22 protein-coding genes are annotated in these 21,080 nt (G+C 48.0%); 21 read left to right on the top strand and 1 reads right to left on the bottom strand.

From position 1 onward, the window contains the following. Nucleotides 1–6: 6 nt before the first annotated feature. From rsmD to D3D03_RS06975, 3 genes are read left to right on the top strand one after another with little or no spacing between them, the layout of a single operon-like run. The gene (gene rsmD / locus D3D03_RS06985; RefSeq protein ID WP_255415515.1) at nt 7–594 is read left to right on the top strand and encodes a 16S rRNA (guanine(966)-N(2))-methyltransferase RsmD; all 588 of its coding nucleotides are present in this window, start codon (nt 7–9) and stop codon (nt 592–594) included. Beyond that, entirely contained in the window at nt 591–1,085 is a 495-nt protein-coding gene (gene coaD / locus D3D03_RS06980) for a pantetheine-phosphate adenylyltransferase (RefSeq protein ID WP_026832545.1), read from the top strand. The genes rsmD and coaD overlap by 4 nt, the downstream gene beginning before the upstream one ends. After that, on the top strand, nt 1,082–2,080 hold the full coding sequence (locus tag D3D03_RS06975) for a SepM family pheromone-processing serine protease (RefSeq protein ID WP_119923219.1): 999 nt from the start codon (nt 1,082–1,084) through the stop codon (nt 2,078–2,080). The genes coaD and D3D03_RS06975 overlap by 4 nt, the downstream gene beginning before the upstream one ends. Here D3D03_RS06975 and D3D03_RS06970 read toward each other — a convergent pair. After that, a complete protein-coding gene (locus D3D03_RS06970) occupies nt 2,053–3,204 on the bottom strand; it encodes a tRNA(Met) cytidine acetate ligase (RefSeq protein WP_119923218.1) in 1,152 nt (383 codons plus the stop codon). The two genes, D3D03_RS06975 and D3D03_RS06970, sit on opposite strands and share 28 nt — an antisense overlap. Before the next feature lie 155 nt (nt 3,205–3,359). Here D3D03_RS06970 and D3D03_RS06965 point away from each other — a divergent pair, with 155 nt between their 5' ends. The 18 genes from D3D03_RS06965 (at nt 3,360) to D3D03_RS06880 (ending at nt 21,080) form a co-directional block, all read left to right on the top strand. Then, a complete protein-coding gene (locus D3D03_RS06965; RefSeq protein WP_119923217.1) occupies nt 3,360–3,884 on the top strand; it encodes a YceD family protein in 525 nt (174 codons plus the stop codon). A gap of 45 nt (nt 3,885–3,929) precedes the next feature. Beyond that, nucleotides 3,930–4,103 (top strand): 50S ribosomal protein L32, encoded by a 174-nt coding sequence (gene rpmF / locus D3D03_RS06960; RefSeq protein ID WP_012370841.1) that lies wholly within the window; start codon nt 3,930–3,932, stop codon nt 4,101–4,103. A gap of 87 nt (nt 4,104–4,190) precedes the next feature. Next, nucleotides 4,191–5,012 carry a 2-dehydropantoate 2-reductase gene (locus D3D03_RS06955; RefSeq protein ID WP_119923216.1) on the top strand — a complete coding sequence of 274 codons (822 nt, stop codon included), beginning with the start codon at nt 4,191–4,193 and terminating at the stop codon, nt 5,010–5,012. Continuing rightward, nucleotides 5,009–5,365, top strand: coding sequence for a DUF3397 family protein (locus tag D3D03_RS06950; protein ID WP_026832550.1), 357 nt, complete (start codon nt 5,009–5,011; stop codon nt 5,363–5,365). The genes D3D03_RS06955 and D3D03_RS06950 overlap by 4 nt, the downstream gene beginning before the upstream one ends. A gap of 70 nt (nt 5,366–5,435) precedes the next feature. Beyond that, entirely contained in the window at nt 5,436–6,950 is a 1,515-nt protein-coding gene (gene bshC, locus D3D03_RS06945; protein ID WP_233550665.1) for a bacillithiol biosynthesis cysteine-adding enzyme BshC, read from the top strand. Between the two features lie 159 nt (nt 6,951–7,109). Then, nucleotides 7,110–8,048, top strand: a complete 939-nt coding sequence (rsmH, locus tag D3D03_RS06940; RefSeq protein ID WP_026832552.1) for a 16S rRNA (cytosine(1402)-N(4))-methyltransferase RsmH — start codon at nt 7,110–7,112, stop codon at nt 8,046–8,048. 13 nt (nt 8,049–8,061) lie between these two features. Continuing rightward, a complete protein-coding gene (ftsL, locus tag D3D03_RS06935) occupies nt 8,062–8,448 on the top strand; it encodes a cell division protein FtsL (protein WP_026832553.1) in 387 nt (128 codons plus the stop codon). Continuing rightward, nucleotides 8,445–10,583, top strand: coding sequence for a penicillin-binding protein (locus D3D03_RS06930; protein ID WP_119923214.1), 2,139 nt, complete (start codon nt 8,445–8,447; stop codon nt 10,581–10,583). The genes ftsL and D3D03_RS06930 overlap by 4 nt, the downstream gene beginning before the upstream one ends. 103 nt (nt 10,584–10,686) lie before the next feature. Further along, nucleotides 10,687–12,006, top strand: coding sequence for a UDP-N-acetylmuramoyl-tripeptide--D-alanyl-D-alanine ligase (locus D3D03_RS06925; RefSeq protein WP_051523904.1), 1,320 nt, complete (start codon nt 10,687–10,689; stop codon nt 12,004–12,006). A gap of 22 nt (nt 12,007–12,028) precedes the next feature. Next, complete coding sequence (gene mraY / locus D3D03_RS06920) at nt 12,029–12,991, top strand: phospho-N-acetylmuramoyl-pentapeptide-transferase (protein WP_119923213.1); 963 nt, start codon at nt 12,029–12,031, stop codon at nt 12,989–12,991. Between the two features lie 36 nt (nt 12,992–13,027). Then, nucleotides 13,028–14,374 carry a UDP-N-acetylmuramoyl-L-alanine--D-glutamate ligase gene (gene murD / locus D3D03_RS06915; protein ID WP_026832557.1) on the top strand — a complete coding sequence of 449 codons (1,347 nt, stop codon included), beginning with the start codon at nt 13,028–13,030 and terminating at the stop codon, nt 14,372–14,374. Next, on the top strand, nt 14,371–15,465 hold the full coding sequence (gene murG, locus D3D03_RS06910; RefSeq protein ID WP_119923212.1) for an undecaprenyldiphospho-muramoylpentapeptide beta-N-acetylglucosaminyltransferase: 1,095 nt from the start codon (nt 14,371–14,373) through the stop codon (nt 15,463–15,465). The genes murD and murG overlap by 4 nt, the downstream gene beginning before the upstream one ends. Before the next feature lie 61 nt (nt 15,466–15,526). Next, nucleotides 15,527–16,306 (top strand): cell division protein FtsQ/DivIB, encoded by a 780-nt coding sequence (locus tag D3D03_RS06905; protein ID WP_119923211.1) that lies wholly within the window; start codon nt 15,527–15,529, stop codon nt 16,304–16,306. 230 nt (nt 16,307–16,536) lie between these two features. Continuing rightward, nucleotides 16,537–17,841 (top strand): cell division protein FtsA, encoded by a 1,305-nt coding sequence (ftsA, locus tag D3D03_RS06900; RefSeq protein ID WP_026832560.1) that lies wholly within the window; start codon nt 16,537–16,539, stop codon nt 17,839–17,841. 39 nt (nt 17,842–17,880) lie between these two features. Continuing rightward, nucleotides 17,881–19,038, top strand: a complete 1,158-nt coding sequence (gene ftsZ / locus D3D03_RS06895) for a cell division protein FtsZ (RefSeq protein ID WP_026832561.1) — start codon at nt 17,881–17,883, stop codon at nt 19,036–19,038. A gap of 82 nt (nt 19,039–19,120) precedes the next feature. Next, complete coding sequence (gene pgeF, locus D3D03_RS06890; protein WP_119923210.1) at nt 19,121–19,897, top strand: peptidoglycan editing factor PgeF; 777 nt, start codon at nt 19,121–19,123, stop codon at nt 19,895–19,897. Then, nucleotides 19,884–20,555 (top strand): YggS family pyridoxal phosphate-dependent enzyme, encoded by a 672-nt coding sequence (locus D3D03_RS06885; protein ID WP_026832563.1) that lies wholly within the window; start codon nt 19,884–19,886, stop codon nt 20,553–20,555. Before pgeF ends, D3D03_RS06885 begins: the two co-directional genes overlap by 14 nt. Nucleotides 20,556–20,756: 201 nt before the next feature. Next, a complete protein-coding gene (locus tag D3D03_RS06880) occupies nt 20,757–21,080 on the top strand; it encodes a cell division protein SepF (protein WP_233550664.1) in 324 nt (107 codons plus the stop codon).

The raw sequence follows: 21,080 nt of genomic DNA, 5'->3' as shown, positions 1-21,080 counted from the left end.
TCCTTTTTGAAAGGAAGGAACAGGATGCGAGTCATATCAGGGGAACGAAAAGGCATGCGAATCAAAGCTGTACCAGGAGATCAGACAAGACCAACGACGGATAAGGTCAAGGAATCCTTATTTAATGTCATCGGTCCTTATTTCAATGGGGGAAAAGCACTCGATTTATTTGCCGGTAGCGGCGGACTCGGGATTGAAGCGTTATCACGGGGATGTGAGGAAGCGGTTTTCGTCGATCAACAGTTCAAGGCGATTCAGACCATCAAGGAGAATCTTGCGACGACCCGCCTGACGGACCGCAGCCGTGTCTTGAAAAAGGATGTCACGGTCGCTTTGGCGGAATTGGCGTCAGAAGAGCCGTTCAAGCTGATTTTTCTTGATCCGCCGTATGCCAAAGAACAATTGGCGGACCAAGTCGCCTACATAGAGCAACATGACATGCTGACGGATAACGGGGTCATCATCTGCGAACATGGTTCGGAGACGGAACTGCCGGACCAAATTGGTCGTTTGAGCGTCATCAAACGGCTCCGCTACTCGACGGTCATTTCCATTACATTATATGAATTTACAGAGCTGGAGGAAAACGCATGAAACGAATTGCCATCTGTCCCGGTAGTTTTGATCCGATTACGAACGGGCATCTCGATATCATTGAACGTGCCGCACCAATTTTTGACGAAATCATCGTCGCCGTCCTCAACAACTCCTCAAAGCAACCGTTGTTTTCGGTCAAGGAACGGATGGAGCTGATCTCTGAAGTGACGGAACACCTGCCGCACATCAAGGTTGATTCCTTTGACGGGCTGCTCGTGGATTATGCTGCTGAAGTCGGAGCCAACGCCATCGTGCGGGGGTTACGGGCCGTATCCGATTTTGAGTACGAAATGCAGGTTGCTTCGATCAATAAAAAAATGAATGATCAGATTGAGACGTTGTTCATGATGACGAACAATCAGTATTCTTTTTTGAGTTCATCGATTGTCAAGGAAGCCGCGAAATACGGGGCATCGGTGGCAGGACTTGTTCCGCCGGTCGTCGAGGAAGCGTTACGTCATAAATACAGCAAAGGGGAATTGAAATGAAGGCATGGAAACCGGCTTTAGCGGCGATCCTCGCTGCCATGATCGCTTTTTTCGTCCCGCTACCTTATTTTATTTCGTATCCGGGAGATGCGACGTCGACCGAACAATTAATCGATGTCGAGGGCGCAACAAAAGAACCGGGTGATTTGATGATGTTGACGATCGCCCAGCGTCGGGCGACTCCTTATTTCCTCGTTGAGAGCCTGTTCCTGCCGTTTGCTGAACGCTCAAGTGTCAGCGACTACCTCTACGATGGTGAGTCGGACAACCAGTACGAGAAGCGTCAGAAACTCTACATGGAAGAAGCCCAGCATAATGCGACAATCGAAGGGTATGAATTAGCCGGAGAAAAAGTAGCCGTCGATTTTAAAGGGATTTACGTATCAGGTGTCATTCCGGGAGGACCGGCGGAAGGAAAATTAAAAGCCGGGGATCAACTGGTTTCGGTGGACGGGAAGTCCATCACGTCGTTAAATGACTTCATGAAGACCATCAGTGCCAAAAAAGCCGGGACACAAGTCGATTTGACGTTGCTGCGAAACAAGAAGGAGCAAAAGATGACAGTTGCGGTCAACCGGTTGACAAAAGAGTCGGAACGGGTCGGACTCGGGATTTATGAACCACTCCCGATGTCGGCTGTCCAAACGAATCCGGACATCGATTTTAATGTTGAAGATGTCGGTGGACCATCCGCCGGCATGATGTTCACGCTTGAAATTTACGATCAATTGACAGACGGGGATTTGGCGAAAGGGTATAAAATCGCCGGAACCGGAACGATTGAAGAAGGTGGAAAAGTTGGACCAATCGGCGGTGCGTGGCAGAAAGTCGTGGCGGCGGATGAAGCCGACGCGGAAATCATGTTCGTTCCAGCCGGCGCCAACTATCAAGAGGCTAAACCGTCCATTAAAAAAATCGAGACGAAAATGAAACTCGTCCCGATTAAAACGGTGGAAGAAGCGATTGATTATTTGGAAGCCTTACCGGAAAAATAAGCAAAGCGGCGGTGTTCTTCCAAATCACTGTAACGAGCCAAGGGCACAGCGTACGCTGCTGTGACTTGGCTCTCTTTGATGAGCCAAGGATGTTTCGAAAACGTTGAGACGACCGGAATACGTGTTTTGATGTCGCGTAAAGCGGCACGCCCCCGATCGTTAAATGCAAGGGGACGAACATACTCCACTTGATCAAACGCCAGATCTTCCATTTCACGAGTTGTCGTCGACGTCAGCAAGTAGATCAGGGCACGTTGCAGGCTCGTCCGGGTATATCGCCGTGTTTTGACGTAAGCAAGGCACTCTTCAAAAGTAGCGGCCTGCCGGGCACCTTCGATCAGACGCGGGGCGAGTGAAGCATCGATGCCGTTGAATTGCATCAAATCAACGAGACTGGTTGTCAGAAGACGATGGCGGAGGAAAGGATAGTAGGCATCAAAAGAGGCGAAGGCGCCATTCTGGAGCACGTCAGCAGTTGCGTCCGGTAAACCGATCAACGACTGGTGCTTCATGTAATAAGCGCGAATCGCCGTTGCACTCATGATGTCTCCGACTGACAGATCATGATAGCCACTGCCAATGCGTTTTGTTGTATGAAGCGTGATGCTTGACGCTGCCCGGGCGTAATAATAACCAAGCGTATTGTTCGGCGTCGTCAAATCAAGCGTCGTCGTCATGGCCGCAAAAGCCTGACTCGCGGCCGTTGCGGAAGACAATCCGTTGGCCAGTCCTTGTTGGACCAACGCTTGGTACCGTGGAGTTGTTTCATGATTTTCAGTAGCCGCTTGGATAAAGGGAGCGATGTCACCGCACTCGCTACCGAAAGACAACGTCTGTGCCCCAATTGTCTCGGCGATCGTCACCCCGCCGCGTGCAAAGCGGTCAGCACGTTGGACGGCAAAGTAGAAAGGAAGTTCCAGAACAAGGTCGATCTCGCCGCTTGCGACTGCCGCTTGAGCCCGGGACCACTTGTCAGTGAAGGCGGGCTCCCCGCGTTGCATGAACGTTCCGCTCATGATGGCGACGATCAAATCAGCACCGGTTTCCTGCCGGGCGATTTTCGCTTGATAAAGGTGTCCATTGTGAAACGGATTGTACTCAGAAATAATTGCTGTCATTCTCATGAAACTTTCTCCTTTGCAAACCGAATTAAGTGCGGTAATATGGATGAAGACGTCCAAAAGTGTTCGTTCTCTAGCGATTTCAGTGTAAAGAAAAAACATTGACAAAACAAGATGTCCTCTCTATAATTCATATTGTTGCAATTGAGGTGATTCGGATGAAATGGTCCCTGATGCAATTGAATAAATTGCGCAATCTGGGTCAACTTCAGGTTAACGAGACGATTGAGCTTCCTGAGCTCATCGCCCTCCATCCGGATATCCGGGCGGTGCAACCTGTGCACGTTCGTGCAAATGCATCGTTTACATCGAATCAATTAATATTCAATCTCCGGATTACAGGCGAAATGACGCTTCCGGATGCCCGGACGCTGAATGACGTCGCGTACCCGTTCGAGATTGAATCGATCGAGTCATTCCTGCTCGAAGTTGATGCTGTTCCGATTGATTCGGACGACATCAATTTACCGAACGGGAATACGGTTGATCTTCAACCGCTCGTGCAAGAATTGATTTTACTTCATGTGCCAGTGCAAGTGCATGGGGATGATGAAGAAAATCAGTTGGTTCAAGGGGAAGGCTGGACGGTTCTTTCAGAAGAAGCGCCAGAAGAAGCTGAACCAAAAATTGATCCGCGACTTGCGGGTCTCGCTCAGTTCTTTAAAAAGGATCAGGATTCCTAATCTTTTCATAAAGGCGAGTGTATTTTTTCAAGGAGGTGGACAACGATGGCAGTACCATTCCGCAGAACGTCGAAAACACGCAAACGTCTTCGCCGTACTCATTTCAAACTCCGTGTACCAGGTATGGTCGAGTGCCCAAACTGTGGTGAAATGAAACTTTCACACCGCGTTTGTAAAGCATGTGGCTCGTACAAAGGTAAAGAAATCGTCAGCAAGTAAGCTGAATGATCGGTATAAAAGCGACCCAAGAATCGAGCAATCGGTTTGGCAGGTCGCTTTTTTTGATGACAAAAGGAGCGTGGGCGCATGAGTACAATCGGAATCATCGGAGCGGGATCCATCGGGTTATTAATCGCTTCCTACTTATCAGAACAGCATGAGGTAACCGTTTATACGCGGCAGACGGAAGATTGGGATGTCCGCATCATCAGGAACGGAACAGCCAGCCAACCGGTGGAGGTTCGACCACTCGATCAATTCGAGTCGCAAGACTTGGTATTCGTGACGACAAAGTCGTATGATATAAAAAGTGTGATTCCATATTTAATGACCGAGACGGCACCGGTCCTGTTTTTACAGAACGGGATGGGGCACGTGACGCAAGTCGAACAGGTGCCGCATGCTTTGTTCGGCATCGTGGAGCACGGTGCCATGAGAACCGGGAAATATGAAGTCCGGCATACCGGAGTTGGACGCATTCGATATGGACAGGCGTTTTTGCCGATGCTCGAGGATAGTCCCCTGCATTTTGAACATGTAGAGGACATCCAGTCGGTCATGTTGACGAAATTGTTCATGAACGCTGTCATCAATCCACTCACGGCCTACCACCGGATCACAAACGGACAATTACTCGAGGAACCGTACGCGTCTAAAGCGCATGCTTTATTTGAAGAGTTGCGCCATGTTTTTCCGCAACACGACATATCGTATGCGGAAATTGAACAGGTCATGCAGCGTACCGGACTGAACCGGTCATCGATGTTGCAGGATATCGAACAGGGGAGAAGGACAGAGATTGATCCGATTGTCGGATATGTTCTGGAACGAGCCGTGACACCGACGCCCTTATTGACGTTTTATTTTGAACAGATTACATCTCAGGAAAAAAGAGGGGATTCCATGTGACATTGTTTATAATCTTCCCAATCTTTAGTTTGGTTGTTTTCTATATGATTTTTTTTATGGTGTTTCGAACACACCAAAAAGCACTTCGACTTGCACTGGATGTCGGCACATTTGTCGTCCTCTATGGGATTCATGTCGCACTGATTGCTTTGACCGGTCAAAACTACTTAGGATGGCTATTGATTGCCATTCTCCTCATCTTTGCAGTGAATGCCTTATGGCAACGGATCCAACAAGTGGATGTTGATTACTTACAGATGATTCGACACAGTTGGCGCATCACGATTTTGATTGCCCTGCCTGTCCAGCTGATGCTGTTTGGGATTGGAATCCGTCAACTGTTCATTCATTGATCTTGTCAGAAAGAAGGGATTTTGTTTGAAGGTACAACCATTTCATGCTCTGTATGCAGAAGATTCATTGATGCATCGAGCATCACAACCGGAATTTTCGAAATACGTGGATCATCTTGGAGAAGAAGGGATGTTCGCGCGTAGCCAACACCTCAAGCACCGGGAATACCCGCATCTCAGTTTGCTGGTGGACGAGCTGAATCGACAAAACCCTCAGTTGAGTGAGAGGCTGAGAGGACAACTCGAACGTCTGCGCACCGGAGAGGCGCAGGTCGTGATTACCGGTCAACAGACCGGCATTCTCGGCGGTCCACTGTATGCTGTTTATAAGCTGTTAACCTGTCTAAAGGTTGCACGCGAAACGGAGGAACTGCTCGACATTCCGGTCCTGCCCGTTTTCTGGCTTGCAACCGAAGACCATGATTTTGATGAAATCAATCATCTCATCGTTCCGACACATGACTTTCGAACACGGAAGCTGACCGTTTCGCCTCCGGATTCCATCCAGCGTTCAGTCAGTCGAATTCCGTTTGACCAACATGCGGTCAAGGAAGTTGTCCGTCAGGCGTTATGTACAGAAGGTGAGACACCCTATACAAAAGAGCTGTTGGCTTTAACGGATCGATTGATTGAAACGAACACGACGTACGGTGGTTTCTTTGCCGCCTTCTTAGGTGAATTGGTGAATCATGACATCATCTTTTTTGATGCCGATGCGAAAGCCGTCCGGCAAATCGAAATCCCGTTTTTTGAACGGTTGATTCAAGATAACCCGGAAATCCGGCAAGCCTTGTCGAAAGGGATCGCGCAAACGTCGGATTTACCGGATACCTTCTTGAACGAAGAAGCAGCGCATCTGTTTGTTGAAGACATCGGACGTGAGTTGTTGTATCCGGGTCAGGATTTTGTGACGAAACAAGGAAAGACCTATACCGAACTTGAACTGTTGGCGTTGCTTTATGCGAGTCCGGAGCGTTTTTCAAACAGTGTCGTCACACGTCCGTTGATGCAGGACTATTTATTCCCGACGCTTGCGTACATCGGCGGTCCTGGTGAGATTGCGTACTGGACGCGACTCCGTCCGCTGTTTCATCATTTCGATTGGACGATGCCGTTGTTGATTCCGCGAATGGGCGCTATCTTGTTACAAGCTCGAGACGAGAAGCGGTTGCGCAGACATCAGCTCACAATCGATCAAGCCTTGCGTGACGGCATACCACTTACTCCGTTTGACGCCGGTGAAGTCAAACAACACCTGCATGCCTCTTCCTTGCTCAGTGAGGTCTTGGTGGAGGAAATCAAGCAGGTTGAACAGAAGCGGTTAAAAACATCGGTCATCACGACGAAGTTAACAAAACAGCTGCAACAGGCCTTCGAAACCATCGTTGAGCAAGAGCGGCGTCTGCACGAACAGGCGAATCGTTCCGATCGTGCCCTTCAGTATCAACTAGCACCGGATCACGCACCACAAGAGCGGATTCATTCGGTCTTGCCGTGGCTGAACCGTTACGGTTTGGATTTGCTTCAAGCGCTCCGTATCGAGTATGAGCAAACGGAAGCGGAACAATTAAAAATATTGGTCTAAACCTGCTGATGAGGCAGGTTTTTTTGTTTTTTTAACGAAAGATACACAAAAGTTCAAAAAATCAAGGAAACTGTCTCATTTTCGTAACGTTTTTAAGAAAGAATATGATACATTGAAAAAGAGTAACGTCCAGTTGGACAGTGAAAGGTGAGGCAGCACATGTTTGAGCATGAAACAGTATTAAAATGGGAGTCCATTAAAGGACTAAACATCAAGCCTGACGGCGTGTATGTAGATTGCACGTTGGGTGGAGCAGGACACAGTGAAGAAATCGTCAAACAGCTGACGACAGGACATCTGTATGCGTTTGATCAAGATGATGTCGCACTGGCACATGCAGCAGAACGTCTCGCGGCGTATGAAGGTCGCTTTACATTAATAAAAAGTAATTTCGTACATCTGCAAGAAGAATTAGAAGCACGCGGTGTGAGAAAAGTGGATGGGATTTTGTTTGATTTAGGCGTGTCTTCCCCTCAGTTGGATGAAGGAGAACGTGGATTCAGCTACAACTTTGATGCGCGTCTGGATATGCGGATGGATCAATCCTCTTCATTATCCGCCTACGAAGTCGTCAATGAGTGGCCGTACAACGATCTTGTCCGAATCTTGTTTACATACGGGGAAGAAAAGTTCTCCAAACAGATTGCCCGCAAGATTGAAAAAGCACGTGAACTCGGGCCGATCGAAACGACGTTTGAACTTGTCGAACTGATTAAGGACGCCATTCCAGCTCCGGCGAGACGAAAAGGCGGACATCCTGCAAAACGGACGTTCCAAGCGATTCGGATTGCCGTGAATGATGAATTGAATGTATTTGACCGCGCGGTTTATCAAGCGATTGATCTATTAGCCATCGGCGGTCGGTTATGTGTCATTACATTCCATTCGCTTGAAGATCGCATGTGCAAACAAGCGTTCAAGGAAAAATCATCACTTCCAGAACTTCCACCAGGATTACCGATGATTCCGAAAGAGTTTGAACCGGAATTGCGTTTGGTTACACGAAAACCGATTACAGCAGGAGACGACGAACTCGATGACAATCGCCGGTCACGCTCCGCGAAGTTACGGATTGTTGAAAAAATGAAAGAAAGTTGAGAGGAGCATTCACATGGCAGAACCACTTCGTAAACCGATTCAAACAATGGAACCCGTTCGACAGCAACCGATGCAAGAACCGCGTAAAACGGAAGATATCGCCCGTCGCGTCGCGGTTCGCCCAAAATATCGTTTGTATCCATTCGAAAAATTCCTCTACAGTGCAATGATTGGTGGAATCGTTCTTTTTGGCAGCATGACGATTGGGGCACATAATGATGCCTACAATATCAGTCGGGATCTGGCGAAGGAAAATCAAGTGACGCAAACGATGAAAAAAGAAAATGAACGGCTTCAGCTTGAAGTGACAAACTTAAGCTCTCCAGAACGAATTTACAAGATTGCGAAAGAACAAGGTCTTGATATGCGAAAAGGGAACATTAAGGTGATTCCTAAATGAATCCACTATCTAAATCCCGACGGAGAGTACGCATTATCTTATGGATATTTGCTGCTCTCTTTTTGGTGTTCATCAGCCGCTTTTTGTATTTATCAACGACCAAACAATTTCATGGTGAAGATATGATCGTCTATGCCGAAAAAAAACGGTGGGAAGCCCAGTCGACGTTATCGGCGGAACGGGGAGAGATTTTTGATCGGTTGGGTTCGCCGATTGCGATCAACATCCCGTCCTATCATCTCGTTGCGGTCTATCGTTTAGGCGGTGAAAAGGATCCGGACGAGACCGTCGTGGATTTCAAGAAAACAGCGACAGGTCTTGCACCGATTCTCGGCATGTCCGTCAAAGAACTGGAAACTTACTTGATTGAGAACAAGGAACGGTCGCAAATCGAGTTCGGGAAAAAAGGAAATGATTTGACCGTTGATCAAAAAGAGCAGATTGACCGCTTGAAACTACCGGGTATTCGTTTGATCGAGGAACCGAAACGGTATTATCCAAACGGAATTTTCTTGTCGGATACGCTCGGATTCGTCCAAAAGATTACGGAAAATAACGGACGTGTCGTCTTAAAAGGGCAGATGGGGATCGAAAAGCAGTACGATGAGGCATTACGGGAAACGTTTGGCTCCCGTGTGTTCGAGAAAGACCGGAGCGGCGGTGAGCTCGTTCAAGGGACATCCAAAATCTCGAATGAACCGAAAGACGGATCAAATCTCTACTTAACGATTGATCACCGAATCCAACAGTCGCTCGAAAAACAGATGCAAAAAATGTACGACGAATACAAACCGAAAAATGCAACCGGGATCGTCATGGATGCAAAAACAGGTGAGATTCTGGCGATGGCCGATCGACCGTCGTTTAACCCTAACTTACGGGACATGACGGACTTTACGAACTTTGCCGTGTCGTCCCGTTTCGAACCGGGATCAACGATGAAAATCTTTACATTGGCAGCGGCGATCGATGCCGGTGTCTTCCGTCCGAAAGAACCTTACAAATCCGGAAGCTACAACTACAAAGGGACCGTCATCAAAGATTACAATGACGTCGGGTGGGGAACGATTCCGATGATTGAAGGGGTCTATCATTCGTCGAACGTCATGTTCTCGATCTTAACGGCGGAAAAGTTGGGCATCGAACGGTACAAAGACTATTTCAAGAAGTTTCATTTTGATCAAAAAACGGGTATAGACATCTCGGGCGAAGTCAACAGCCAGTCGGATTTATCTAAACCGTTAAATACGCTGATCACGTCTTGGGGACAATCAACGGCGGTCACGCCAATGCAAATCCTGCAAGGGGCGACAGCGATCGCCGGTGACGGCGAGATGGTAAAACCACACATCATCCAAAAAGCCGACCATACCGATAAGGCTCCGTACAAAGCCAAAACCGAAGTGGTTGGCAAACCGATTTCAGCTGAAGCGGCAAAAGCGACACGAGAAGCACTCGACGGTGTCGTCAACAGTAAAATCGGAACAGGACAGATGTATAAGTTAAAAGATTACCGTGTCATCGGAAAAACCGGAACCGCACAGATTTCGGAGAACGGCAAATACATTCAAGGACAGTTCATCCACTCCTTCATCGGAATGGCTCCAAAGGATGATCCTGAACTGATCATGTATATTGCCGTCGACCGACCTTCTAAAAACGAATCGTCGGTTTCCGGTCCAAGCATCATGAGTCCGGTCTTCAAAAGCGTCATGAATACGGCGTTGCAATATCGGAGCATCAAACCGGCCACACAAAAAGAGTCCGTGGATGTCAAAGCAAAAATCATTCCGAGTTACATCGGAAAAAGCATGAACCAGGCAGAGTCATTAGCAAAAGAACAAGGGGCGGTTCCCGTCATTCTTGGGGACGGTGCCGAGGTCGTGTCGCAAATCCCGACACGAGGACAAGAGTTCGTCAGCGGAGAACGTGTCCTGTTGAAAACAGCGAACACGTTCAAAATTCCAGATTTGACCGGGTGGTCGCAGCGTGACGTTAAAAAATTAGTCAGTCTGTACAACTTGAAGTTAGATGTGATTGGTAAAGGTTTTGTAACCAAACAATCGGCACGAACTGGTACACTAGTAAAGGAAAATGGAAAGCTGACGGTGGAACTCGCTGAACCAAAAGAGTAAGGAACGGCGGTTTCCTGATTTCTGCAGTGAAACGAGGACGGACCGGAGTCATTCGTTGACTTCTGTTCGTCCTCGTTTGCTGTAAATGAGTGGAGGAAAAGATATGGTGACCATTGCACAATTAGCAGATTGGTTGGGAATCGACCAATCGGATGCACGACCGTTGCGAAACTTTGCGACAGACTCAAGAAGCACACTGACGGATGGGCTCTATATTCCCATTCAGGGAGCACGCGTCGACGGACATTCGTTCATCGAGGGAGCCGTGCAACACGGGGCAATCGCGACGTTATGGAAAAAAGGAGTTCCTCTTCCGGAGACCGATATCGTCGTCCTTGAGGTCGAGGAACCGTTAGCAGCGCTTCAACTCGTTGCCCGGAAATACTTACAACTCGTTTCCCCGAAAGTTGTTGCCATTACAGGGTCAAACGGTAAGACATCGACGAAGGATATGATCGAAAGTGTCTTAAAGCGGACGTACCGGACACATAAAACAGCAGGAAACTTTAATTCGGACATCGGGATGCCGTTGACGATCATGATGATGCCACTCGACACGGAAGTCGCCGTGCTCGAAATGGGCATGAACGGATTCGGTGATATCGAACTGTTGTCGAATCTGGCAGAACCGGATATCGCGCTCGTGACCAACATCGGCGAATCACATGCCGAACAGGTCGGCGGACGGACGGGAATCGCACGGGCGAAGCTGGAAATTCAATCAGGTTTGAAGCCGGATGGTCACCTGTTCATCGACGGAGATGAACCGTTACTGGCAGAAGCGACTGCTGAACGAATCGGATATCGCCACTCGAACACCTTCGTCATCGAACAAGCGGAAGCGACGTTCATCGGAACAACGTTTAAATTCGACGGGACAGAGTTTACGATTCCGGTCCTCGGCAAACACCAAGTCCGCAATGCCGCTTATGCCATTGCGACAGCAAAAGCGCTTGGATTGTCGAATGATGTCATCCAAGACGGATTAAATGCGGTGCAATTGACACCGATGCGAATGGAACGTCTGATGTATGGACAAACGGCGATCATCAATGATGCTTACAATGCCAGTCCGACTTCGATGAATGCCGCAATCGAGACGATTGTGGAGTTGGACGGCTTTACGAACAAGGTCGTCGTCCTCGGAGACATGTATGAACTGGGTCAACAGGAAAAGTCGTTACATGCCTCTGTCGGGAAGAAGATTGCACTTCCTGTGTCACATGCTATCCTTGTAGGGGAGAAGGGGCGCCATATTGCAGACGGAATCGTCGATCCAACCGTCCAAGTCCAATTTGCGGAGACGGTCGAAGAGGCCGCTCGTCTGCTGGAACCCTTGTTAGGAGAACAAACGGTTGTCTTATTGAAAGCGTCACGTGGGCTTGCCCTCGAACAAATCTTCACATATCTAAACAAAATTTAATCCTTAAAAGTAGGTGTTTACAATGATCACGTTATTCATCAGTTTAATTGTTGCGTTTTTGGTTGTCGTACTCGTGATGCCAAAAGCCATTCCGTTTTTGCACAGTCTGAAATTTGGTCAAGAAATCCGCGAAGAAGGTCCGGACTGGCACCAAGTGAAATCTGGAACGCCGACGATGGGCGGTATCGTGATTTTACTGGCGATGATCGGAAGTCTCATCGTCACGTTGTTTACGAACGGCTTTGAAGCAAGTCATTTGTCGTTACTCTTTTTGACGCTTGCCTATGGAGCAATCGGGTTCATCGATGATTACATCAAGGTCGTCAAAAAACGGAACCTCGGTTTGAATTCCAAACAAAAACTAATCGGTCAAATTGTGGTTGGACTGCTCTTCGTCTGGTTGAGTGGTGGATTTACAAGCGAAGCCACTTATCTCTCGATTCCGTTTACGTCGTTGTCGTTTGATTTTGGTCTTCTGTATCCGTTCGTCGCCTTGTTTTGGCTGGTCGGTTTTTCGAATGCCGTTAACTTGACGGACGGACTGGATGGGCTGGTCTCCTTTACAGCGATCCCAACTTTCTTGTTCTTTGGATTATACGGTTGGTTGATTGCAGATGAGCCGGGTGTCGCCTTGTTTGCTTTTTCAGCAGTCGGTGCCTTGATCGGTTTCTTAGTCTTTAACGTCTATCCGGCTAAAATCTTCATGGGGGATACCGGATCACTTGCATTAGGGGCGGCGCTAGCCGGATTGTCGATTTTACTGAAACTAGAACTGTTGCTCGTCTTGATTGGTATCGTGTTTGTCGTCGAGACGCTGTCCGTCATTTTACAGGTCATCTCCTTTAAGACGACAGGAAAACGGATCTTTAAGATGAGTCCGATCCATCACCATTTTGAAATGGTCGGATGGAGTGAATGGCGGATTGTCGGAACGTTTGCTTCAATCAGCTTTATCATGGCGTTCATCGCCTACCTGTTTGTATAACCGAAATTTGTGGTCAAGAAAGTGAGCGATTTAAAGATGAAGATCTCTGAACTGGATAAAAAAAAGGTACTGGTTCTCGGAACGGCCAAGAGTGGTATTGCAGCAACTCACTACTTAGTCCAAGCAGGGGCCGACGTCACCGTCAATGATGGTGGAACACCCAGCGTAGAAGATGTCGAGACATTACAAACATTAAAGGTCGAGACGATTTTTGGCAGTCATCCTCTATCCTTACTTGAAGGAGTCGAGCTGATCGTTAAAAATCCAGGAATTCCGTATCAGATTCCGTTGTTGCAAGCAGCCTTGGCGCAAGGAATCCCGATTTGGACGGAAGTGGAATTGGCTTATCGGGCGACCGGTGCGAGCTGGGTGGCGATTACCGGATCCAATGGAAAAACGACGACGACGACACTGGTGCACGAGCTGTTGCGCCGTGGTCAAGCACGTGTCCATCTGGCTGGTAACATCGGATTTCCGGCAGTTGAAATCGCGCAACAGGCACAAGCAGGAGATGTGATCGTGATTGAGCTGTCGAGCTTCCAACTGATGGGGATTGATGCTTTTCAACCAGTCAGTGCAGCCTTTTTGAATCTCTCGCCGGCACATCTCGATTATCACGGGGATGTCGCATCGTATGCTGAAGCGAAAGCACGGATCTTTGAGAATATGGAGGCCTCCGGACGTCTCGTCGTCAATGCAGATGATCGTCATGTCATGCAGTTGAGCGAACAGACGGCAGCGCAACGCTTGACGTTCTCACGTAAACAATCGGCGTATGCCCGGGTGGAAGACGGGATGATCATCATCGGTGAGACGCCGGTACTGCCGGTCAATGAGTTGGCATTAGGCGGTGGGCACAATCTGGAAAACGTCTTGGCAGCCTTGACGTTGATCGAACCCTTCGCCATCGCCATGACAGACATTCAGGATGTGTTGCGGACATTTGGTGGCGTCGCCCACCGGACGGAATACATCGGAGAGTTCAAGGGACGCAAAGTCTACAATGACTCAAAAGCAACGAATAATGTCGCGACAGAAGCCGCTTTATCCGGCTTCACAGCGCCAATCGTTTGGTTGTGCGGGGGTCTTGAACGTGGGGCAGACTTGAGTCCGCTCCGTCATGCGATGACCCATGTCAAGCATGTCATCGGGTTAGGAGAGACCGGTCAACGCTTCGCTGAGTTGGCAGAGCAACAACAGGTGGCAGCAACGGTTACACAAGCGATGGAAGAAGCGGTGAAAGCGGCATTTGACGTTTCTGAACCGGGCGACATCATTTTACTGTCACCGGCTTCTGCCAGCTGGGATCAATATAAAACGTACGAAGAGCGCGGCGAACACTTCATTCGCTCCGTCCAAGAACAGGGAGGCGCGGCGAAATGAGAATTGTAGTTTCTGGAGGAGGCACGGGTGGTCATATCTATCCGGCTTTAGCAATGATTCGGGAAATCGAACGCCGTATGCCATGCGAAGTTCTCTATATCGGGACGGAAAATGGATTGGAAGCAGACATCGTCCGACGCGCGGGAATTCCGTTTGAATCCATCGAGATTTCAGGAATCCGCCGGTCGCTTTCATTTGAAAACGTCAAGACCGGCATCCGATTTTTGAAAAGTGTCGTCCGTGTCCGGAAGTTGTTGCGTGATTTCGAACCGGACATCGTAGTCGGGACAGGCGGTTTCGTCTGTGGTCCCGTGCTGTATACGGCAGCGAAGATGGGATATAAGACATTGGTTCATGAGCAAAACAGTTTACCTGGAATTACAAATAAATTTTTAGCCCGCTATGTGGATCGTGTCGCTTTGTCCTTTAAAGGCTCCGGTCATCACTTCGGGAAAAACGAAGCAAAAACGATTTTAATTGGTAATCCGCGTGCTTCCGAAGTTGCTTTGTTGGAAATCAATCCGGTGGAAGAACGGCGGAAATACGGGTTTGAAGAAGGACGTCCCTTGATCGTCGTCTATGGTGGAAGCCGGGGTGCACCGGCCATCAATCAGGCCGTCGTCGAGATGATTCCACGACTGGAAAACACCGACTGGTCATTGTTGTTCGTTACGGGACAGGTCCATTACGAAACAATCAAGGCACAACTTGGAACGTTACCGGAACGCATCCAACTGCGACCGTTCATCTATGACTTGCCTTTGATTTTAAAAGCCAGTCAACTGGTCATCTCAAGATCAGGGGCAAGTACATTGGCGGAATTGACGACACTTGGTTTACCGAGCATTTTGATTCCGAGCCCTTACGTGACGGAAAATCATCAAGAAGTGAATGCCTCGTCACTTGTCGAAACGGGAGCCAGTCTGCTCGTGCGCGAAAAGGAATTGACGGGCGACCGTCTGTTCGAAGCCTGTACGACGGCGATTGCCGAGCAGGACGCGATGTCAAAAGCCTCTTTGGCACTCGGTATGCCAGACGCAGCAAGTGACTTAGTCGACGAGCTGTTGCGGTTGATCCAACAAAAAAATTAAATCAAAGCAGGAATAGACCGATAAGGAACTGAAATGAATGAGTATGGAGGGAGAGGCTTACGTGAGGGAACAACGACCGAAAAGACAGCCGCAGACGGATACGACTGTCCGTAGCTTAGAAGATAAAATTCCATATGTCCGTGAGCAGCGTCGGAAGAAAGCAAACCGTCGTCTAATCTATGTCCTCATCCTGATCGGTCTATTGATTGGTGTCGTCTTTTACCTTCAATCCAGTTATTCACGTGTCGCGACATTTGATATCGACGGCACGATTAACGTCAAGAAGGAAGACATCATTCAAGCATCGCGTATTAAGGTCAAGGAGACACATGCTTTCAATGTGTCGGAAGAAGCCGTACTGGAACGAATCGAAGATGTACCGGGTATTCGAGAAGCGACGATGAAAAAACGATTTCTTCACCACTATGAAGTAGAAGTCGTCGAAGAAAAAGAGATTGCGTACGCGAAAGATAAACCCGGTGCCCGGATTGTATTGGCAGATGGTACGATCCTTCCTGGTAAGTCAAAGGAAGAGCTGTTCGATGCACCGATTCTAACCGGATTCACCGATCCATCCCTGCAACGTCTGACGAAAGAACTCGTGAAGATTGAACCGAAAGTCCGGAGTCGGATTTCGGAAATCGTCGCCAACGATCAGACCGATAAAGGGGGATTGAAGTTATTCATGACAGACGGGAATACCGTCTTATTGAGTACGTCGGCTTTTTCTAATTCGTTGAATGAATATGTCAAAGTGATTTCCGCCTTGCCAAAAGGAAAAACAGGGACGATTACAATTGATGGTGGAATCTATTTCAAACCATATACAGGAAAAAAATAGAAAAACAAAGGGCGAGATAGAACGGTTTAACAAACGTTTGTTTTCATTAGGAAGAAACCGGGCGTATCGTCATCAAATCGTAATCTATTAGATGGGTATGTTAGGCAATAACTTCTTTTCGTGAGGTTTTTTATAGTGTAGACTTAAACGAGAAGAAGCTTCTCTTGATTCCTGTGAATATAAACAGGAACGAATTGGATTAGTATTATGAAAGTGGAGGTGTCACTCCCATGGAAACGAAAGGTACGATTGCCGCACTAGACATTGGGACATCGGAAGTGAAACTCATCGTTGGTGAACTTCTTGGTGGAACGCTGAATGTGTTAGCGGAAGGATCTGCTCCGTCTGCTGGCGTCAAGCGAGGTGTCATCGTCGATATCGATCAAACAGTGAATGCCATTAAACAAGCGGTCACAGAAGTGGAACGAACACTTGGTGAACCGATTGGTGAAGTATACGTAGCGATTTCTGGTGAGCATATTCAAGTGAAGGATTGCCAAGGCATGACATCCATCAAGGGTGAGGACAATGAAATCACGGACGATGACGTGAAGGATGTCCTTCATTCGGCCATGGTCATGCGCATTCCGAATGAGCTGAGTGTCGTAGATGTTCTTCCGAAAACCTTTACGGTCGACCAGCAAACGGAGATTACGGATCCTCGCGGAATGATTGGTTATCGCTTAGAAGTGACCGGGAAACTGATCATTGGAGCGAAGACGATTCTACATAGCATCAAACGTTCCATCGAACGAGCGGGCTTGGAACTTGCGGGATATGTGCTAGAAAGCTTAGCCGTCTCAAGAATTGCTGCTTCCATCGATGAATTGGAACTTGGTGTCGGGATTGTCGATATCGGACACGAAACAACAACGCTTTCGATTTACGAAAAAAATGACTTAGTGTATTCCACGACATTAGCGTATGGTGGCGATCACCTGACACGCGATTTGACGTATAAAATGAATTGTAAATACCAAGATGCAAAGCTTGCAAAAGAAGAGTACGGGGTTGCGCTTGAAGCACTAGGCGATCCGGAAGAAAAAGTTTCGTACGTCACAATCAACGGGGAACACCGTTTCGAACCGCAAACGGAAATTGGTTTCGTACTCGAAGCACGCCTTGAAGAAATTTTTGAAATGATTCAGAAGCGGATGACGCAAGCCGGTTATTCGCAAATGAACAGCGGTATCATTCTCTGCGGTGGAAGTTCGTCGCTTCCTGGAATCGATCAGCTCGGGAAGCGGATCTTCAAACAGAACGTCAACGTCTATCAGCCGGCGAGCCTCGGTATTCGTCATCCAAAGTATGCAGTGGCTGCTGGGATGTTACGTTACGTCCTGTCACGAAGTACAGTTTCGAAGTCCGGGTTTGACCGTGCGGATGAAAAGGGTAGTATCGCACAAGGGCGTGAACAAGAAGAACTGTTGGCGAGTCAGCCTCAAGCACCCGCACGCGAAGATCGAAAGCCGCAAGAACAGCCTCCAAAAGAACGCAAGTCATTCAGTAGTTTCTTTGAGAAATTTTTCGGTTAATAAAAAATAATCAGTATAAAAAAATAGGGGGCCCCTTTTATGTTGCATTTTGATGAAATGATGGACCAAGTAGCTAAAATCAAAGTCATCGGAGTAGGTGGCGGTGGATCAAACGCTGTCAACCGAATGATTGAACATGGTGTCCAAGGCGTAGAATTCATCGCTGTCAACACGGATGCGCAAGCGTTAAATATGTCTCAAGCGGACGTCAAACTTCAATTGGGCGCAAAATTGACACGCGGTCTTGGAGCGGGAGCAAATCCGGAAATCGGAAAAAAAGCCGCTGAAGAGAGTCGCGAGCAGTTAACGGAAATTCTTTCGGGTGCGGACATGGTTTTCGTCACGGCTGGAATGGGCGGAGGTACAGGAACAGGAGCTGCTCCTGTCATCGCGGAGATTTCAAAAGAAATTGGTGCATTGACAGTTGGTGTCGTCACGAAACCATTTATGTTTGAAGGACGTAAGCGGATGCAACATGCTGTATCTGGTGTCCAAAACTTCAAAGAAAAAGTAGATACACTCATCGTCATTCCAAACGATAAGTTGCTTGAGATCGTTGACCGTAATACGCCGATGCTTGAAGCATTCAAAGAGGCAGACAACGTTCTTCGTCAAGGGGTTCAAGGGATCACGGATCTGATTGCCGTTCCTGGTCTGATCAACTTAGACTTTGCCGATGTAAAAACAATCATGACAGAAAAAGGTTCAGCGTTAATGGGTGTCGGTGTCGCAACAGGTGAACACCGTGCGACGGAAGCTGCGAAAAAAGCAATTTCTAGTCCATTGCTCGAAACATCGATCGAAGGTGCAAAAGGTGTCTTGATGAACATTACCGGAAGTGCGAACTTGAGCCTGTATGAAGTGACGGAAGCCGCTCAAATCGTTCAAAGTGCCGCGGATGAAGAAGTGAACTTGATCTTCGGTTCGGTCATTAACGATAACCTCGAAGATGAAATCATCGTCACGGTCATCGCAACAGAATTTGAAAACGAACCACTCGATTTCGAAATTCCATCAGCACAAGAAATGATGAAAAACTTGTTGAAGAAAAAACAAGCGGCACCATCACCAGTTGCTGAAGAGCCGAAACCACAAGTCGAAGAGACACCTAGTAGCTCGAACCAAGAACCAGCAAAAGGGTCAGATGTCGAAGAGACGATGGATATTCCTTCTTTCCTTCGCCGGAATAATCGCTAAACCGATATTCCAAAGACACGATTGCTAGATCAAGAGGTGTCGCGTAAGCGACACCTCTTTTTTTAAAAAAGGATGGGATGAGATGTTTGGTCAATGGATAAAATGGGATACCCCGACGGGAACCGTTCGGGCAGCGTTCACCACAAAGTTTGCAGCGCCACATGGAAATGGAAATCTTGGATTACATGTCAAGGATGATGCAAACGGCGTCGTCGAAAACCGTCAAGTCATCGTCCGACAATTGGAATTAGCACTTGAAAATTCCGTTTGGGCGGAACAAATTCACGGCAATCATGTCGAACAGGTGACGACACTCGATTCAGGGTGCGGCGCATCCGATTATGAGACGGCCATTAAGGGTACAGACGGATTGGTGACGACCGACTCCAATGTCTTGTTGATGATGTTGTTCGCTGACTGTGTACCGTTGATCTTCTGTGATCCGCGAACAGGCATCATCGCAAATGTCCACGCCGGATGGCGGGGAACCGTAGCGAACATCGTCGAAGAGACATTGACGAAGATGGAACAAGCAGGAGCAGAGCGCTCTTCCGTCCAGATGGTAATCGGACCGTCGATTCGGGAATGTTGTTATGAAGTGGATGGTCCTGTGCTCGAAGCCATCGATCAACTCGGACTAGAAGAATCGCCGTACGTCCGGAAGGAAAACGGCAAAGCGATGTTATCGCTCCAAAAAACGAATGCTCTCTTAGCAGAACGAAGTGGAGTCGGTGATGTGCTTGATACAGGCATCTGTACGAATTGCCAAGCGGAAGATTATTTCTCCTACCGACATGGTGACCACGGTGGACGATTTGCTAGTTTGATTGTAAAGGAGCCTCTTGATGTCAATCTCTGAAAATGTACGACACGTACACCAAAAAATGAAACAGGCATATGAAAAGACTGAGCAAAACAAGCAGGTACAATTGATTGGCGTGACGAAATCAGTGTCAAGCGAAGTAGCGGCGGAGTTGCTGGAAGCAGGAGTGACCGCACTGGGTGAAAACCGTCCGGAAGGATTGGCGGACAAACAGGCAGCACTGGGTCGCACGGCATGCGAATGGCACTTCATCGGGACACTGCAAACACGAAAGGTGCGTCAGGTCATCGATCGGATTGATGTGTTGCATTCTCTTGACCGGTTGCACCTCGCCGAGGAAATCAACAAGCGGGCGAAACAGCCTGTCGATTGTTTTGTACAGGTCAACGTATCCGGTGAAGAGTCCAAACAAGGAATCCATCCAACCGATATCCACTCCTTTTTACACGAGGTCGGTCAATATCCGATGATTCGGGTCATCGGCTTGATGACGATGGCACCCTTGACAGAAGACGAGCAGACGATCCGCTCCGTGTTCCGATCGCTTCGTCACTTGCGGGATGAAGTTGCAGCACGTCACCTTCCCCATGCACCGTGTACGGAGTTATCAATGGGCATGTCTTCCGACTATGAGATTGCCATTGAAGAGGGTGCGACATACGTTCGAGTGGGTACTGTTTTAGTCCAACGATAAATTGTCTAGATAAGCGAAAGGAGAATCGATATGGGATTCAAATCGAAAATGCAAAATCTATTTCTCGGAAACACAGACGATTTAGATGAACTCGAATACGAAAATGATGCTACAATAAATAAAGGTAGAGGTGCTTCACAGCAAGAATATGACGAGTACTACGAGGAATCTACCCCGAGTGTTACTCAAAAGGAGGACCCTGTGAGACAATCGAACATCGTACCGATTCATACTAAAAAGGCAAAATCACAAGTGATTTTGAGTGAACCACGTGTGTTCAACGAAGCGCAAGAGATTGGCGAACACCTTCGTCAAAATCGTGCCGTCATCGTGAACATGCAACGGATGTCTAAAGATCAGTCACGTCAGATGATCAATTTCCTATCCGGTGTCGTGTTTGCTCTGGACGGGACGATTACGACGATTAGTCAAAATACACTCCTCTGTGTTCCGAACAACGTCGAGCTAGCAGGAAGTATTTCCAATCTGCTCGGCGAAGATGATATCAACCATAAGGGGTGGTAA

The sequence above is a fragment of the Exiguobacterium sp. RIT452 genome, from assembly GCF_003598705.1.
In the GTDB taxonomy this organism is placed as follows: Bacteria; Bacillota; Bacilli; order Exiguobacteriales; family Exiguobacteriaceae; genus Exiguobacterium_A; species Exiguobacterium_A undae.
Note: the sequence above shows the minus strand (reverse complement) of the source record. Positions and strands in the feature narration are given on the sequence as shown.

Bases quoted from the DNA above. Each gene is read 5' to 3' on its own strand.
- D3D03_RS06925 (WP_051523904.1), top strand. From the start codon at position 10,687: ATGGTGACCATTGCACAATTAGCAGATTGGTTGGGAATCGACCAATCG.
- ftsZ (WP_026832561.1), top strand. From the start codon at position 17,881: ATGTTGCATTTTGATGAAATGATGGACCAAGTAGCTAAAATCAAAGTC.
- ftsA (WP_026832560.1), top strand. From the start codon at position 16,537: ATGGAAACGAAAGGTACGATTGCCGCACTAGACATTGGGACATCGGAA.
- ftsL (WP_026832553.1), top strand. From the start codon at position 8,062: ATGGCAGAACCACTTCGTAAACCGATTCAAACAATGGAACCCGTTCGA.
- D3D03_RS06885 (WP_026832563.1), top strand. From the start codon at position 19,884: ATGTCAATCTCTGAAAATGTACGACACGTACACCAAAAAATGAAACAG.
- D3D03_RS06955 (WP_119923216.1), top strand. From the start codon at position 4,191: ATGAGTACAATCGGAATCATCGGAGCGGGATCCATCGGGTTATTAATC.
- D3D03_RS06970 (WP_119923218.1), bottom strand. From the start codon at position 3,204: ATGAGAATGACAGCAATTATTTCTGAGTACAATCCGTTTCACAATGGA.
- rsmH (WP_026832552.1), top strand. From the start codon at position 7,110: ATGTTTGAGCATGAAACAGTATTAAAATGGGAGTCCATTAAAGGACTA.
- D3D03_RS06965 (WP_119923217.1), top strand. From the start codon at position 3,360: ATGAAATGGTCCCTGATGCAATTGAATAAATTGCGCAATCTGGGTCAA.
- murG (WP_119923212.1), top strand. From the start codon at position 14,371: ATGAGAATTGTAGTTTCTGGAGGAGGCACGGGTGGTCATATCTATCCG.
- bshC (WP_233550665.1), top strand. From the start codon at position 5,436: ATGCATCGAGCATCACAACCGGAATTTTCGAAATACGTGGATCATCTT.
- murD (WP_026832557.1), top strand. From the start codon at position 13,028: ATGAAGATCTCTGAACTGGATAAAAAAAAGGTACTGGTTCTCGGAACG.
- mraY (WP_119923213.1), top strand. From the start codon at position 12,029: ATGATCACGTTATTCATCAGTTTAATTGTTGCGTTTTTGGTTGTCGTA.
- coaD (WP_026832545.1), top strand. From the start codon at position 591: ATGAAACGAATTGCCATCTGTCCCGGTAGTTTTGATCCGATTACGAAC.
- pgeF (WP_119923210.1), top strand. From the start codon at position 19,121: ATGTTTGGTCAATGGATAAAATGGGATACCCCGACGGGAACCGTTCGG.
- rpmF (WP_012370841.1), top strand. From the start codon at position 3,930: ATGGCAGTACCATTCCGCAGAACGTCGAAAACACGCAAACGTCTTCGC.
- D3D03_RS06930 (WP_119923214.1), top strand. From the start codon at position 8,445: ATGAATCCACTATCTAAATCCCGACGGAGAGTACGCATTATCTTATGG.
- D3D03_RS06975 (WP_119923219.1), top strand. From the start codon at position 1,082: ATGAAGGCATGGAAACCGGCTTTAGCGGCGATCCTCGCTGCCATGATC.